The sequence below is a fragment of the Aminithiophilus ramosus genome (assembly GCF_018069705.1).
GTDB classification, from domain to species: Bacteria; Synergistota; Synergistia; order Synergistales; family Aminithiophilaceae; genus Aminithiophilus; species Aminithiophilus ramosus.
The window spans coordinates 1,552,515-1,567,767 of the sequence record NZ_CP072943.1 but is presented as its reverse complement, the minus strand read 5'-3'; the positions used below and the strand labels follow the sequence as shown (position 1 = coordinate 1,567,767).

Genomic DNA, 15,253 nt, shown 5'->3' with positions numbered 1-15,253 from the left:
CCATTTGAGGCCCGAAGTTAGTTAAAGTCAGACCGCCATCGGTCCCTCCCGGTCGGCAAAGTGAACCTCCCGCGGTGTCCTGTAGTTCAGTGAGGAGTGAAGCCTTTCGTCGTTGTAGAAGTCCATATACTCCCGCAGGCCGCAGCGGAGATCGCGGACCCGCTCGTAGTCGTTCAAGTAGAGCCACTCATACTTGAGGGTCCGCCAGAAGCGTTCCACGAAGATGTTGTCGAGGGCCCTGCCACGACCGTCCATGCTGATCCGGATCTCCTTTTCCTTGAGCAGAGACAGAAAGGCCTTACTGGTGAACTGACAGCCCTGGTCGGTGTTGAAGATCTCCGGCGTTCCCTGCCGAAGGGCCCTGTCGAGGGCGACGACGCAGAACTCTGCGTCCAGGGTGTTGGAAAGTTCCCAGGAGAGGACGAAGCGGCTGTGCCAATCGATGACGGCCGCGAGGTACATGAAACCGCCACTCATCGGGAGGTAGGTGACATCGGTGCTCCAGACCTGATTCGGTCTGACGATGACGGCGTTCCGGAGCAGGTAGGGATAAATCTCATGTTCGGGGTGAGGCTTGCTGGTTCCCGGTTTGGGGCCAATCCCTTCGAGCCCCATAAGCCTCATCAGCCGTCCGATCCGTTTGCGGTTCACGTCCTGTCCCTGTCGACGCAGCCAGGCCGTCATCCGGCGGCTCCCGTAAGAGGGGGCGCAGGTGTACCGGCCGTCGATGAGCTCCATGATTTCAAGGTTCTCCGCCGTCTCCGTCGCGGAAGAGCTCGCGTAGTAGAAGCTGGACCGGTTAAGATCAAGGAGGTCACATTGCCGACGAACACTGATCGAAGGGTGCTCGGGATCGATGGAGGTCCGCTTTCCCTCAAGCGTCAGCGCCTGATTTTTTTTTGAGCCAGTCGAGCTCCATCTTGAGCCGACCGATCTCCTGGTAGAGGGGGGCCATCGACGTCTCGACATCCATCGGAGTGCCTTTGCGTTGAAAGATCTCCGGACCCCCTTGCAGAAGCTGCTTCTTCCACTGACCGATCTGGACGGCGGAAACCTCGAACTCACCCGACAATTGAGCCAGGGTCTTATCCCCTTTCAGGGCAGCGAAGGCTACTTTGCTTTTGAACTCCGCTGAACGCCTCTGTCGCTTGGCTGCCATGATGTCCCCTCTCTTTCTGGGACCCTATGATACAGCCCGACTTCAACTGCAACTTAGCTCGTGGTCCAGTTTTCGGGGTCCACTATAATCACTGAGACTCGCTCCCTCGCTGTTCCAAACGGACAGATTCAGGTGAGAAACCTGTTGTTTTTAAACACACACAAACAAGCTTCTCAAAGGAGGCCACTCGCTGATCCGGTCTGCAATTATGAAGATACCTTTCTCAATTTGCAAGAATGCATGGGCCGTCTCATCTCGAGTTCGACCTCGTGAATGGAGGACTTCTCGTTTTCCCCCTCTTCGCTCGCTCCTTGACGGAGGTATGCCTTTTCGCTTTCAAAGACAAGATGGTCGATGAATTTACTGTCAAGGGACACTAAAAATGTCATCTAAAAAGAGGGTCTGAGGGACAATGAAAGTGTCGCTTTCGAGGGGCTGAAATCGCCCCCGTCAACAGCCCGCCTTGGCTTTCCTCCGCGGCGGAGGTCCTTCTAGGGAGGGGAACCCGTCCCTTGCTCGGAGCCGACCGCCGCGGCAGGAGGAGCGGGATTCTGTCGCCAGGGATGGTCTGCCGCCGGCTTCCTCTGCTTCTTCGTTTTGCATGGAGTGCCTGTCTTCGTCTCGATGACAGGCGGGGGAGTCGCAGGGGGCTCTTTGTCGACGGCTGCGAGATCGTAGAGCCCGTCATGGACAAGAGCCAGGAGTTTCCCGTCGAGCTTCTCGATGACCTTGACCGCCTGTCCTCTGGCAAGAAGCAGGGGGCGTCTGCGGGGGCCTATCAGGGCGTACTGTTTTCCGTCGAGGGAAATCGTCGAGTCTCCCGAGGCCTTCCGGTCGGTCTGGCGAGTCAGGAGGAGATCGAGAGCGGGGCCGTCCGGCGGAGGGAGAAAGGCAGATGCCCCCTCTGCGGGAGGACGAGCGAACCTCGGGTTATGGACCTCTCCCGGGTAGGCGGCGAGCAGGACGTTGGCCTCTTCGATCGTTTTCACTCCGGCCCGTCGGAAGGCGACGACGAGACGATCCTGAAGAGTTCCCCAGAGCCTTTCGATCCGCCCCTTCGCCTGGGGAGACCCTGCAGGGACATAGCGAGTTCCGAGAGCCTCCAGAGCGCGGCCGAACTGGGTTACAGGCGCCGAGTCCTCCAGCTCCTCCTTGATCGTCAGTTTTTCCGACTTGGGAGAAAGGAAGATGGTGTGGCGGTCGGCGTAAAGCTCGCGAGGCACGCCGTGGCGATCAAGCATCTGACGGAGCACGCGGAAGTAGCCGAAGAGGCACTCATTCCTGGCCATCCACAGACCGAGGACCTCTCCTGTGGCATCGTCAATCACGCCGTGGAGAGTGCAACGCTCACCGATCTCGAACCAATCGAAAGGAGAGGCGTCCATCTGGACCAGATCGCCTCGTCGGGACCGTCGGACCCTGCGGGAACGCCGCTTCGGGGCCCGGTGGCGATGAACGAGGGACAGGTTCTCCGCGCGAAGGAAACGGGCGATGCTCTTGGCGCTCAGCACGAGATCATGCTCTTCGGCAAGGAGTTCGGCCATGTGCTGACAGCTCGTATCCCTGTAAAGACCCTTGGCCAGACTGACGACGAAATCCCGTGTCTCCTGACAGATTCTGCGCCGGGACGGTTTGCCTCGTCCCTTGTGCAGGAGCCCCTGCGCTCCTTCTTCCCGGTAGCGTCGTTTGAGCCGAAAGACCTGACGGCGGCTCAGACCGAGCCGATCGGCCACCTCCTGAACCGTCAGGTTGCCCGCGACAGCCTCTTCCACCAACCCCAAGCGCCTTGCTTCTTTTGTCTTCATGAGTAGGTCTCTCCTGGTCGTCATAAGTGACATTTTCCCTGTCCTCTTCACGAGTGACAATACCATTGTCCGGCGACAGATGGTCGATGAATTTACTTGACGGCTCTCTCCCTCTGCTGTATCATTTCCCGGTACCGTAAGGGGCGTGGTGAAGCCTAGCTACGGCGTGTCCGGCCGGTTTTTCGGGGCGTAGCGCAGTCAGGTTAGCGCACCTGCTTTGGGAGCAGGGGGTCGAAGGTTCGAATCCTTTCGCCCCGACCAAAATACGAGTTGATGTGCGGGAATAGCTCAGCTGGCTAGAGCGACGGCCTTCCAAGCCGTAGGTCGCGGGTTCGAATCCCGTTTCCCGCTCCAAAGTTTGAGAAGCGCTCGTAGCTCAGTTGGATAGAGCAACGGACTTCTAATCCGTAGGCCGCGGGTTCGAATCCTGCCGGGCGCGCCAGATAATTACGGAGTTCCAAACGTTGAAAGTGGTGGGCGTAGCTCAACTGGTCAGAGCACTGGATTGTGGTTCCAGGGGTTGGGGGTTCAAGTCCCCTCGCTCACCCCAGTAAATAGCGGACGTCGTTCCGTTCCGTTTAGATGTGGACCATTAGCTCAATTGGTAGAGCACCTGACTCTTAATCAGGGTGTTACAGGTTCGAGTCCTGTATGGTCCACCATTTTTAGCGCGAGCCTAGAAGAGGCGTCACTTGTTCGCTCTTTTAGGCTCGTTTTGTTGAAGAGACGAGAGGCTCCGTTGGGGAGACCTCTCCTTTTTGTCTTTTAAAATATTCCTTATTTATGAAGGGAGAAGTTCGTTTGAAAAAGATAACGCTCTCTCTTTGTTTTCTTATGTTTCTGGCCTCGCCTTCACATGCTCTGCAGATTGAATATTCGTGGCAAAATCCTCTTCAGCCTGCCGATACATCCAGCCCGAGGGCAACGATGATATCTTTCATCGAAAACGTCAACCAAGCGTGGAAATACCTCAACCAAGCCATTCTTGTCAGCGATCTCTCCGGAAATCGTCTCAACCATCCTTCAGAGGCTCGACCCTTGATTGATGCGGGCATTGCCCACTTTCGCCGGGCTGTCCAATGCCTCGATACGTCCCAGATTCCTGTCGTTTATCGTGCCGATGTCAGTCGCGAGGCGGTGCTGCTCCTCAAAGAGATTCTCGATCGCATCGCCCTGCCTGACTGGGAAGATATTCCGGGTGACGAGGCGGTCCAAACCGAGTCTTCCCATGAATCGATGCGCCAATGGCGCATCCCCAAGACAGAGATTACCATCAGGCGCGTCGACAACGGAGATCGTGAGGGGCAGTTCCTTTTCTCCGCCGAAACGGTTGCTCAGCTGGAGACGTTTTATGGCCGCGTCCGCCACCTTCCCTACAGGCCCGGCGTCATCGGCGGCTTCTTCGAGTGGTACAGCCTTTCACCCGGGAACCTCCTTCCTCCCCGTTGGCTCCTGAGTTTGGTGCGCTTTTCCGAGTTACCCTCCTGGCTTGTGCGCGAGATCTGGGACCAGACGATCTGGCAGTGGCTTGCCCTGTTTCTGACCCTTTTAGTGACCGTCAAAGCCATCATTTTTGCCGGAGGTCTTTACCGCGCTAAAATGAGGGGGAAGGCTGCCGCCTTGAGGCAAAGAGCTCTCCGTATCCTTTTTATGCTTCTGGCCGTAGGCATTCTCACTGCAGCGGCTTATGTCATCGACGACGTCGTCAACATTACGGGACGAGCTCTTCTCGTCGTCGTGGGATTTCTTGTGGGGCTGCGCCTTCTTTTCTGGGCCTGCCTGGTCTTTCAGGGCTGCAATTTCTTGGCTGAACTTTTCGTCCTCTCTCCACGGATCGATTCCCGGGGGATCGACGGCAGCATGGTCCGGACGATGGCCAACCTGATCGGGATCTTTCTCTCCCTCTCCCTCTTCTTCTACGGCGCCGGTCAGCTTGGCGTCTCCATCGTTCCCGTCATTACCGGTCTCGGTGTCGTCGGCCTGGCTCTTTCCCTGGCGGCAAAGCCGACGGTGGAGAATGTCATAGGCGGCCTCACTCTCTTCGCCGACCGTCCTGTCCGAGTGGGCGATTTCTGCCGTTTCGGCGGCACGTCGGGAACCGTCGTCGAGATCGGCCTTCGTTCCACCCGGATCCAGGGACTGGACCGGACGGTCACTTCCATTCCCAATGCCGAGTTCTCTCAACTCCAGCTGGTCAATGTCAGCCGCCGTGACTATATCCTCCTCGAGACGACATTGGGACTCCGTTATGAGACCACCTTGGATCAGCTCCGTTGGGTTCTGGCGAGATTGCGGGAGATGCTTCTGGCCCACCCCGAAGTGCACGATTTCCCTGAGGCGCGGGTCCGCTTCGTCGGATTCAACGCTTACTCTCTCGACATTTCGGTCAGGGCCTACATCGCAACCAGCGACTTGGACGTTTTTCTGGCCGTCCAGGAGGACATTCTCTTTCGCATCGGAGAAATCGTCGATCAGGCGGGAACGGCTTTCGCCTTCCCCTCCAATACGACTTATGTGACCCGCGACGCGGCGCCTGAGCGGAAAAGACGGGAAGAAGTCGAGGAGGAATTCCGCAAAGAGAGCGACGGTGTCGGCGCCAGCACTCCTGGTACCATCGAGGAACAGCAGGATCATGCTCCCTTCGAGTCGCAGGAAACCTCCGAACCTTGAGGGGGCCTCGCCGTAACGAGGCTCGATCGGTCACCGGCGGGGGGAAGAGCGTCTGGCTCGCAGGTCGGATCACGGAGAGGACGCGGTCGAAGCTCGGCGAGAGGAACGCCATGATGGAGCAGTCGATGAGTCTATGGTCCTATGGACAGAGGCCTTGCACCACTCTATAATGCCCTAGTCCGGCGTTGGATCGTCCTTTCCATCAGCGGCGGGCGGCTCGCCCTTCAGTGGACCATTAGCTCAATTGGTAGAGCACCTGACTCTTAATCAGGGTGTTACAGGTTCGAGTCCTGTATGGTCCACCAATTTTTTGAGTGCGAGGGTGGTGGAACTGGTAGACACGCTGGACTTAGGATCCAGTGGCTTAGGCCGTAGGGGTTCGAGTCCCCTCCTTCGCACCAGTTCCGGAGCGTATATCCGGTGGCGCGTTTTCAGGCCAGACAGAGAGGCTCTCGGAGGCCTCTCTTTTGTGTGTTTCCTCGGCGTTCAGCGTCAAATCACAGGTCTCCGCCTGTTCCTTGGATCATGTCCTGTGTTATACTTCGCTGGTTAGGCGTGCGATAAGAGGTCCGAAAGGGGTTGTCACCAGGTGAAGAGTGAGCTTCTCTCCCAGGAGAGGAACATCGTCACGATCAAGGCAGAAATAGAAGCAGACGCGTTTGAACACGCTCTCCGGGAGACGTTGCGGGAACTCTCCGAGAAGGCCAACATCAAGGGTTTCCGGAAAGGCCGAGTACCCCGTCGCGTCCTGGAACTCTATATGGGTAAAGATGCGATCCAGGGGGAGACCCTTGAGCGTGTCATTCCCGCCGCTCTTCGGGAGATCGTCGAGGAGTATGGGCTTGATCCCATCGCTGAACCTCATCTGAAACTGGGCGCGATCCAGGAGGGCCATCCTCTGGAGTTGACTTTGACTGTCGAGGTTCGCCCAGAGGTGACTCAGGCTGACCTCTCGTCCCTTGAGGTGGAGATTCCCTCCGTCGCCTTCGGGGAGTCCATGGTCGACGAGACGATTATGGAGCTTCGGCGCAAAGAGGTCCAGTACAACGTCGTTGATGGGGCCGTCGAAGCCCATCATGCCGTCGACGTCTCCTACAAAACGACAATCGTCGGTGCCGACGGGCCGGAGGAGAGCGGGAACGAGGAGAATACCCTTCTGGATCTGTCCGCTCCGGCTCTTCGACCCGAGATTCGCGAGGGATTGCTGGGCAGGGCCGCTGGTGATGAGGTGGAAGTCTCTATCGCCCTCGCCGATGACTACCCTGACGAGAAAGTCGCCGGGAGAACCGTCCGCTACCTCTTCAACGTCAAGGCCGTCAAGGAACCCTTTCTTCCCGAGGTAGACAGCGAGTTTATCCAAAAAGTGACGGGCAGCGATGCGATCACCTCGATAGAGGCTTTCCGCGAGATGATCGCTTTGCGCCTGCAGGAGCAAATGGAGCAGGAGCGCACCGAGATGAAGCGTTCTGCCGCCGTAGCCAAGTTCGTCGAGCTTTCTTCCGTCGATCTTCCTGATAGCCTCGTCGAACAGGAATTCGAGGCCATCGTCAAACGAGAGGAGGACAAGCTAAAAGAGGAGAAGAATCTCTCCCTCGACGCCTATCTGGCTCAGAACAACCTCGAACGATCGAAATTCGATGAGTCCACGAGAAAAAGGGCGGCCTGGATCGTCAAGCAGACGCTAGTCCTCGATAGCTTCGCCGAAGAATCGGGCCTTTCCGTTGAAACGGAAGACCTTGATGCCGAGATTGATGCCATGGCCCGTTCCTTCAAGGTGGAACCGAAGCAGCTCAAGAGTTTCCTCGCGAAAGACGCCGATCGCCTCAACGAAATCGTCCATCGCGTCCGCGTCCGCAAGACGGTGGATCATCTGCTTTCGAAAATCACTTTCAAAGAGGTCGAGACTCCCGCTTCTGCGGAGGGGCCGGAGGCCTGACCGTTGCCGCTGGAGGAGGATGAGTCGCGATGTTGATTCCCTATGTCGTTGAACAGACGGGCCGGGGCGAGCGTTCCTACGACATCTACAGCCGTCTTCTCAAGGACCGCATTATTTTTTTGGGAGACGAGATCGACGATCATCTGGCCAATGTGGTCGTCGCGCAGCTTCTTTTCCTGGAGAGTGAAGATCCCGATAAAGACGTGAGTCTCTATATCAATAGCCCCGGTGGGGTCATCACCTCCGGTTTGGCCATTTACGACACAATGCAGTACGTCAAGTGCCCCATCTCGACGATCTGCATCGGACAGGCCGCCAGCATGGCCGCCGTCCTTCTGGCCGGAGGTGCGAAGGGGAAGCGTATCGCCCTTCCCAACGCCCGCGTCATGATCCATCAGCCCTTGGGGGGCGCTCGCGGTCAGGCGGCTGATATCGAAATTCAGGCCAGGGAAATTATTCGGGCACGGCAGCGACTCAACGAGATCCTCTGCCACCATACGGGGCAGTCGATGGACAAAATCCAGATCGACACGGACCGGGATAATTTCATGTCTGCCGAGGAGGCCGTGACTTACGGCCTTATTGACAGAATCATCGAGAATCGTTGAGGGCACCGTCTCCTCCAGTGGGGACTTGCCTTTTTTATGACAGGTAGGGGAGCTTCCCTAGGGGCTCCCCTTTATCCGCATCCGTCCTCCGGGTTGTGTCCCTCCGGAGGACCCCTGCGATGAGGAGGTACGCCGATGTTTCGCTTTGAGGGCGGAGACAGTAACGACGGGAAACGACGAGGCGTCCGCTGCTCCTTCTGCGGCAAGGGGCAGGACGAAGTCCTGAAGCTGATTGCTGGGCCAGGCGTTTATATCTGCAACGAATGTGTCCATCTCTGCACGTTGATTCTGAAAGAGGGAGATCAGGCCGGTGCCGCTCCGGGCGTGGTCGAACCCGTTATCGAGGAGATGCCCCGGCCGGCCGAGATCAAGGCTTTTCTCGATCGCTACGCCATCGGTCAGGACCAAGCGAAGAAGGTCCTTTCCGTTGCCGTGTACAATCATTTCAAGCGGATAACCCAGCCGATCGAAGAAGATGAAGTGGAGCTGCAGAAAAGCAACGTTCTCCTTCTGGGACCGACGGGCTGCGGTAAAACGCTTCTGGCCCAGACTCTGGCGCGTCTGTTGAAAGTGCCTTTCGCCATGGCTGACGCCACGACTTTGACCGAGGCCGGCTACGTGGGCGAGGACGTGGAGAACATCCTTGTCCGCCTCCTGCAGGCCGCCGATTATGATGTGGCCGCCGCCCAGAGGGGAATCATCTACGTCGATGAAATCGACAAGATCACCCGCAAATCGGAATCGACGTCGATTACCCGCGATGTCTCCGGAGAGGGCGTTCAGCAGGCTCTCTTGCGCATTCTCGAGGGAACGGTGGCCAATGTGCCTCCCAAGGGGGGGCGCAAGCACCCTTATCAGGAATTCATCCAAATCGACACTAAAAACATTCTTTTTATCTGTGGCGGGGCTTTTGACGGGCTGGAAGACGTGGTGGCCCGAAGGGTTAACAAAAAGGTCATCGGTTTTGGCGGTCAAGTCCTTTCACATGCCAAAAAGGACCGTTACGAGCTGCTGCAGCAAACTTCGCCAGAGGACTTGATGGCCTTTGGTTTCATCCCGGAATTCATCGGTCGCCTCCCCATCATCGCCGCCCTTGAAGGGCTTTCCGAGGACGATCTGATCCGTATCCTTCTCGAACCCAAGAATGCCCTGGTTCAGCAATACCGCAAGCTTTTCCGTCTAGAGGGCGTCGATCTCGAATTCACGGAGAGTGCTCTCCGGATGACGGCGAAAAAGGCTGCCGCCCGAAATACGGGTGCCCGGGGTCTGCGGTCCATCTTGGAGAACGTCATGCTCGACGTGATGTTCGATTTGCCCGGCAAGGCGGAACAACTTGCGAAAGTGACGATCACAGACGAAGTGATTGAGGGGACGGGCAAGGCCCTTTTTTCATTCAAGTCCGACGAGGAGGTCGCCTGATCGATGGAGCCTCTCTCTCGGAGCGAAAGGACGCCGGTTCTCCCTGTCCGGGATCTCGTGCTTTTCCCGGGTGTCATCGCTCCGCTTTATGTCGGGAGGCCCCGCTCCTTGAAGGCTCTCGAACAGGCCATGCTGCGGGAAAAGCGCCTTTTCGTGGTGGCTCAGAGACAGATGATCGACGATGACCCTACCGAAGACGATCTGCACGAGGTCGGAACGCTCTGCAATATCCTTCAGATGGCCCGCCTTCCTGACGGGACGACGAAGATCCTCGTCGAGGGGCTCTGTCGCTGTCGTGTCGAGAGCCTCCGCCTCGAGGATGACCTCTACGTCGCTGACCTCGAGGGAATCGTCGAGTCCGAAGAGGTCACCGATGTTCTTGAGGCGATGCGGCGCAGCGTCGTGGAACATTTCGAACGTTATGTGACACTGCACCCCAGAATTCCCGCCGAGGTCCTTATGTCCGTCCTCTCGGCCGAGGGAATGGGCCTCGTCGCCGACCTGGTGGCCTCTCACATGGTACTCAAGGTTCCGGAAAAGCAGGCCCTTCTCGAGATGCCCTCGGCCGAAGAGCGACTCGAGGCTCTTCTGAAACTTCTCCTTCGCGAGACGGATATTCTCGAGCTGGAGCACGATATTCACGATCGCGTTCGCCAGGAGATGGAGAAAGGCCAGCGCGAGTATTACCTCAAAGAGCAGCTTCGCGTCATCCAGGACGAGCTGGGGCAGGGCGACGGGATGAGCGAAAAGGAAGAATTCGTCCAGAAGGTCCGCAAGGCCAAAATGCCCGCCGAGGTTCAAAAGAAGGCGACAAAGGAGATCGATCGCCTGGCGAAAATGCCCTCCATGTCGGCCGAGGCGACGGTGGTACGGACCTACCTCGATTGGCTGACCTCCCTGCCCTGGCAGAAGCAGAGCCGTGATCATCTCGATATCGGCCTGGCCTCTAAGGTCCTCGACGAGGATCATTACGGTCTGACGGAGGTCAAGGACCGGATTCTGGAGTTTCTGGCCTCGAGGAAAATGGCGGGGCAGGAGATGAAAGGACAGGTCCTCTGTCTCGTCGGCCCTCCGGGCGTGGGCAAGACCTCACTGGCCCGCTCCGTCGCCCGAGCCCTGAATCGCCAGTTCGCCCAGATGTCCCTTGGCGGCATGCGTGACGAGGCCGAAATCAGAGGCCATCGCCGCACCTACGTGGGGGCCCTTCCGGGACGGATCATCCAGAAAATCCATCAGGCGGGGACGCGCAATCCCGTTCTTCTCCTGGACGAGATCGACAAGGTCGGGGCCGATTTTCGAGGCGATCCGGCCGCGGCTCTTCTTGAGGTCCTCGATCCTGAGCAGAATGATCATTTCACCGATCACTATCTCGAGGTTCCCTTCGACCTGAGCCGCGTTCTTTTCGTGACGACGGCCAATGCCACCCATTCCATTCCCAAGGCTCTCCTGGACCGAATGGAGACGATTTCCGTCTCGGGCTACGTGGCCGAGGAGAAAAAACATATCGTCCGTCGTCATCTCCTACCCCGTGTACTCCGCGAGCATGGCCTTACCGAAGGAGATTTCTCCCTCAGCGAGGCCGCCCTGGAGCGCATCATTTCCGAATATACGAGAGAGGCCGGCGTTCGCAACCTGGAACGCCAACTTGCCAAGATCGCCCGTAAGGTGACGCGCCTGCTGGTCGAGACCGACGAGGGGAGCCGCTCCGTGAAACGGCCCGTGAAAATCGGGGCCGACAGACTGGTCCATTTCTTGGGGACGGCAAAATCCCATCGCCCCGACATTCCTCATGTTCCGACCGTCGGGGCCTCTATCGGACTGGCATGGACGGAATCGGGCGGCGATGTTCTTGTCATCGAAGCCGTCAAGCTCAAGGGGAAGGGACAGATCACTCTGACGGGTAATTTGGGCGAGATCATGCAGGAATCGGCCAAGACGGCACTTGGGTGTCTCAAGTCCCATGCCGAGCTGCTGGGCAAGACATCCGTCCCCTGGGAGGAGTTGGACCTCCATCTGCACGTACCCGAGGGAGCCATCCCCAAGGACGGTCCCTCGGCCGGAGTCACCATGGCCCTTGCCATCGCCTCGGCCTTCACCGGACGTCCCATACGCTGCGATGTGGCGATGACGGGGGAGCTGACCCTTCTGGGACGAGTCTTGCCCATCGGAGGCGTTCGTGAGAAGGTCCTGGCCGCCAGACGACAGGGAATCATGAATGTCATCCTTCCGCAGGCCAACAGGGAAGACATCGGTGAGCTTCCCCGCTGGGTTCATCGGGGAATGGCCTTTCATTTCGTCGATTCCGTCGACGAGGTCTTTCGGTTCGCCCTTGCCGTCGGAGATCTGCCGTGAGCGCATGGCAGGCTGAACTGCTCGCCACGGCCTTCCTTCCCGATCAGTTCCCCGACGCAACGGTGCCCGAAATCGCCTTTCTCGGACGGTCCAACGTGGGCAAGTCGACACTGTTGAATGCCCTGATGGGGCGTCGGTTGGCCCACGTGAGTGGGACACCGGGCAAGACGAGCAGCATCAACTTTTTCGATGTACGTCATGCCCGGCCTTTCCGGCTCGTCGACCTCCCCGGTTACGGATTTGCCTCCCGGTGCCAAAAAGAGAGGGCTCGATGGCAGAAGCTCATCGAGTCTTACCTCGCCGACAGGGAGAGCCTTCTCCTCTCCATCCAGCTCGTCGATTTTCGCCACGGCCTCCTGGAGAACGACCGCCATCTTCAGGAGTGGACCAACCGGATCGGCCTCCCGGTTCAGCTCGTTTTCACCAAAGTGGACAAGATCAGCCGAGGCAGGCGCAAATCGGTGTTGGCCGCTTACCACAAGGCCGGTTTTTTCTCCCTGACCGAGCCGCTACTGGTCTCCGGAACGGACCGAACGGGCATAGAGGAGCTCCGCTCCTTCATCGAGGGAATCGTCGCCGAATCCCGGCCTCAGTGACGCAAAGAGAGATCGCCTGTCATCAACGACCTGACCCGAGGAGGTCCGACCTGTGATCAGAGAGAATCTGTCGAAAAATTACGATCCCAAACCCATCGAGGACAAATGGTATCAGTTGTGGCTCGATAAGGGACTTTTCGATTCCGACGTCGACGAAACGAAAGAACCTTTCTGTATCGTCATTCCCCCGCCTAACGTGACGGGATCTCTCCATATGGGTCACGCTCTCGACGAAACTCTTCAAGATGTCCTTTGCCGCTACAAACGCATGAAGGGATTCAATGTCCTTTGGCTCCCCGGAACGGACCATGCCGGCATCGCGACGCAGAACGTCGTCGAGCGTCAGATTGCCACGGAGGGACTGACGCGCCACGATCTGGGCCGAGAGGCCTTCGTCGAAAGAGTCTGGCAGTGGAAAGAACAGTATGGCAGCCGCATCATCAGCCAGCAGAAGAAGATCGGGGCCTCCTGTGACTGGCGTCGTGAACGCTTCACCATGGATGAGGGGCTTTCCCAGGCCGTCAAAAGCGTTTTCGTCCGTCTCTACAGGGAGGACCTCATCTACCGGGGAAAATACATCATCAACTGGTGCCCTCGCTGTCACACGGCCCTGTCCGACCTCGAAGTGGAACATGAAGAGGGGGCGGGCAAGCTCTATCACGTGGCCTATCCCTTTGTCGACGGAGAGGGCCGTATCGTCGTGGCAACGACCCGTCCCGAGACGATTCTGGGCGACGTAGCCATCGCCATCCATCCCCGAGACGAGCGAAACGCCGCCTACAAGGGGAGAATCGTTCGCGTCCCTCTGGTCGACCGCGATATCCCCGTCATCGAGGACAACATGGTCGACCCCGCCTTCGGAACGGGGTGCGTGAAAATCACGCCGGCTCATGACCCCAATGATTTCCTCGTCGGCCAACGTCATCACCTGGAGGCGATTCAGGTCATCGACGACAAGGGCATCATGAACGACCAGGCCGGAACCTTCCGAGGGCTTGATCGGTTCGAGGCCCGCAGGGCCGTCGTCGAGAAACTGGAAGCCCAGGGATTTCTCGTCAAGGTTGAGGATCACCTCAACTCCGTGGGGCACTGCTACCGTTGCCACTGCGTCGTCGAACCCTATCTTTCTGAGCAGTGGTTCGTCCGTGCCAAGCCCTTGGCCGACGCCGGCGTCGAGGCTGTCCGCGAGGGACGAATCAGCTGGATTCCCGATCAGTGGGTCAACACCTACTACCAGTGGATGGAAAACATCCGCGATTGGTGCATCTCCCGCCAGCTCTGGTGGGGACATCGCATACCAGCTTGGTACTGTGCCGATTGCGGTCACGTCACCGTCTCCGAGGGAGAACCGACGGTCTGCGAGGCCTGCGGCTCTTCTTCCATCACCCAAGACAACGATGTTCTCGATACCTGGTTTTCCAGCGCCCTTTGGCCTTTTTCCACTCTCGGCTGGCCGGAGAAGACCAAGGACCTGGCTTACTATTACCCGACGTCCGTTCTCGTCACCGGCTTCGATATCATCTTCTTCTGGGTCTCCCGGATGATCATGATGGGCCTCAAGTGCATGGACGACGTTCCCTTCCATGACGTCTACATCCACGCCCTCGTACGCGACGAAAAGGGACAGAAGATGAGCAAGTCTAAGGGCAACGTCATCGACCCCCTCGATATCATCGACGAGAGCGGCGCCGATTCCCTCCGCCTGACCTTGACGGCTCTCACCGTTCAGGGACGGGACATCTTCCTCAACGCCAAGAGGATCGAGACCTACCGTTTCTTCCTGAACAAACTCTGGAACGCCTCCCGTTTTGCCCTGATGAATCTTGCGGATATGGAAGGAAAGGCCGCTCCCGTCGAAGGGCCGTTGCGACTTCATGACCGCTGGATTCTGACCCGCCTCGACGCCGTCACCGAGGCCGTTTCACGTCACCTCGACGGTTACTTTTTCAGTGAAGCCGCTCGGTCTCTTTATGATTTCGTCTGGGGAGAGCTTTGCGATTGGTACCTTGAGCTTGTCAAGCCCGCTCTCCGAGGCGACGAGGGGCCGGCGAGACAGGCCAGCAGCCGTCTCGTGCTGCGCCGTATCTTTCATGTCGTCCTTCGTCTCCTCCATCCCATCGTTCCTTTCGTGACGGATGAACTGTGGCAGGGTTTCGGTTTCGGCGCCAAGGCTCTTGATCTGGAACCCTGGCCGGAGAGCGCCGGCTCCGTCGACGAAGGAGCCCTCTCCGACATGGCCCTCCTGCAGGAAGCCCTGCGCAGCGTCCGAAACCTCCGGGCCGAGGCAGGTTTGCCTCCGACGCAGACGGTTCCCCGCGTCCTTATCTCCCTTCACGAAGAGAGCCGGAGACGCCTGTTCCAGGAAAATGCCGATCTGCTGGCCCTTTTGGCCCGCGTCGAGACGGTCGTCTTCCGCTGCCCCGAGGCGGGACGGCCGGCGCGGTCACTCTCGGCGGTCCTTCCCTTCGGCGAGATTTACCTCGAAGCGGAAGGCCTGCTCGATGTCGAAAGTGAAATTGCCCGTTTAGGCCAGGAGATCGAGAAAGTCCACAAAGACATGGATCGGAGCCGGGGAAAGTTGGAAAACGAAAAATTTCTCGCCCGAGCTCCACAGGAAGTCGTCGATGAGGAGCGTTCCCGTCTTGCCGAAGCGGAGAAACTCCTTCGGCGTTACAGAGAAAATATCGAGAGTCTCAGTCGCTCCTGAC

General features: G+C 58.2%; 10 protein-coding genes and 7 tRNA genes. 14 read left to right on the top strand and 3 right to left on the bottom strand.

All coding sequences use genetic code 11. From position 1 onward, the window contains the following. Nucleotides 1-27: 27 nt before the first annotated feature. Together KAR29_RS07165 and KAR29_RS07160 are read right to left on the bottom strand one after the other, a co-directional pair. Nucleotides 28-1,159, bottom strand: a protein-coding gene (locus KAR29_RS07165) for an IS3 family transposase (protein ID WP_274372332.1) whose coding sequence is annotated in 2 segments (ribosomal slippage) — nt 28-892 and nt 891-1,159 — 1,134 coding nt in all. Because the reading frame shifts where the segments join, the coding sequence is not laid out codon by codon here. 491 nt (nt 1,160-1,650) lie between these two features. Continuing rightward, nucleotides 1,651-2,964, bottom strand: coding sequence for an ISNCY family transposase (locus tag KAR29_RS07160; RefSeq protein ID WP_274372331.1), 1,314 nt, complete (start codon nt 2,962-2,964; stop codon nt 1,651-1,653). A gap of 183 nt (nt 2,965-3,147) precedes the next feature. Here KAR29_RS07160 and KAR29_RS07155 point away from each other — a divergent pair. From KAR29_RS07155 to KAR29_RS07135, 5 genes are all read left to right on the top strand, one after another. Next, a tRNA-Pro gene (locus tag KAR29_RS07155) sits at nt 3,148-3,225 on the top strand. A 16-nt stretch (nt 3,226-3,241) separates the two neighbouring features. Continuing rightward, nucleotides 3,242-3,318, top strand: a tRNA-Gly gene (locus tag KAR29_RS07150). Between the two features lie 11 nt (nt 3,319-3,329). Further along, nucleotides 3,330-3,406, top strand: a tRNA-Arg gene (locus tag KAR29_RS07145). A gap of 31 nt (nt 3,407-3,437) precedes the next feature. Then, nucleotides 3,438-3,514 (top strand) — tRNA-His (locus KAR29_RS07140). A 36-nt stretch (nt 3,515-3,550) separates the two neighbouring features. Next, nucleotides 3,551-3,626 (top strand) — tRNA-Lys (locus tag KAR29_RS07135). Between the two features lie 361 nt (nt 3,627-3,987). On the opposite strand, the gene KAR29_RS07130 is transcribed toward KAR29_RS07135, so the two are convergent. Then, entirely contained in the window at nt 3,988-4,179 is a 192-nt protein-coding gene (locus tag KAR29_RS07130) for a hypothetical protein (protein WP_274372330.1), read from the bottom strand. 21 nt (nt 4,180-4,200) lie between these two features. Between KAR29_RS07130 and KAR29_RS07125 the strand changes: the two genes are divergently transcribed. From KAR29_RS07125 to KAR29_RS07085, 9 genes are all read left to right on the top strand, one after another. Beyond that, a complete protein-coding gene (locus KAR29_RS07125; protein WP_274372329.1) occupies nt 4,201-5,634 on the top strand; it encodes a mechanosensitive ion channel family protein in 1,434 nt (477 codons plus the stop codon). Nucleotides 5,635-5,863: 229 nt separating this feature from the next. Further along, nucleotides 5,864-5,939 (top strand) — tRNA-Lys (locus KAR29_RS07120). 11 nt (nt 5,940-5,950) lie between these two features. Continuing rightward, nucleotides 5,951-6,035, top strand: a tRNA-Leu gene (locus tag KAR29_RS07115). Between the two features lie 188 nt (nt 6,036-6,223). Beyond that, on the top strand, nt 6,224-7,570 hold the full coding sequence (gene tig / locus KAR29_RS07110; protein ID WP_274372328.1) for a trigger factor: 1,347 nt from the start codon (nt 6,224-6,226) through the stop codon (nt 7,568-7,570). A gap of 29 nt (nt 7,571-7,599) precedes the next feature. Further along, nucleotides 7,600-8,178 carry an ATP-dependent Clp endopeptidase proteolytic subunit ClpP gene (clpP, locus tag KAR29_RS07105; RefSeq protein ID WP_274372327.1) on the top strand — a complete coding sequence of 193 codons (579 nt, stop codon included), beginning with the start codon at nt 7,600-7,602 and terminating at the stop codon, nt 8,176-8,178. A 135-nt stretch (nt 8,179-8,313) separates the two neighbouring features. After that, a complete protein-coding gene (clpX, locus tag KAR29_RS07100) occupies nt 8,314-9,597 on the top strand; it encodes an ATP-dependent Clp protease ATP-binding subunit ClpX (RefSeq protein WP_274372326.1) in 1,284 nt (427 codons plus the stop codon). 3 nt (nt 9,598-9,600) lie between these two features. Beyond that, a complete protein-coding gene (lon, locus tag KAR29_RS07095) occupies nt 9,601-11,949 on the top strand; it encodes an endopeptidase La (RefSeq protein WP_274372325.1) in 2,349 nt (782 codons plus the stop codon). Continuing rightward, nucleotides 11,946-12,545: a ribosome biogenesis GTP-binding protein YihA/YsxC gene (gene yihA, locus KAR29_RS07090; protein ID WP_274372324.1), complete on the top strand. Its 600-nt coding sequence runs from the start codon at nt 11,946-11,948 to the stop codon at nt 12,543-12,545. Before lon ends, yihA begins: the two co-directional genes overlap by 4 nt. Nucleotides 12,546-12,600: 55 nt before the next feature. Then, entirely contained in the window at nt 12,601-15,252 is a 2,652-nt protein-coding gene (locus KAR29_RS07085) for a valine--tRNA ligase (RefSeq protein WP_274374938.1), read from the top strand. Nucleotide 15,253: the final 1 nt, after the last annotated feature.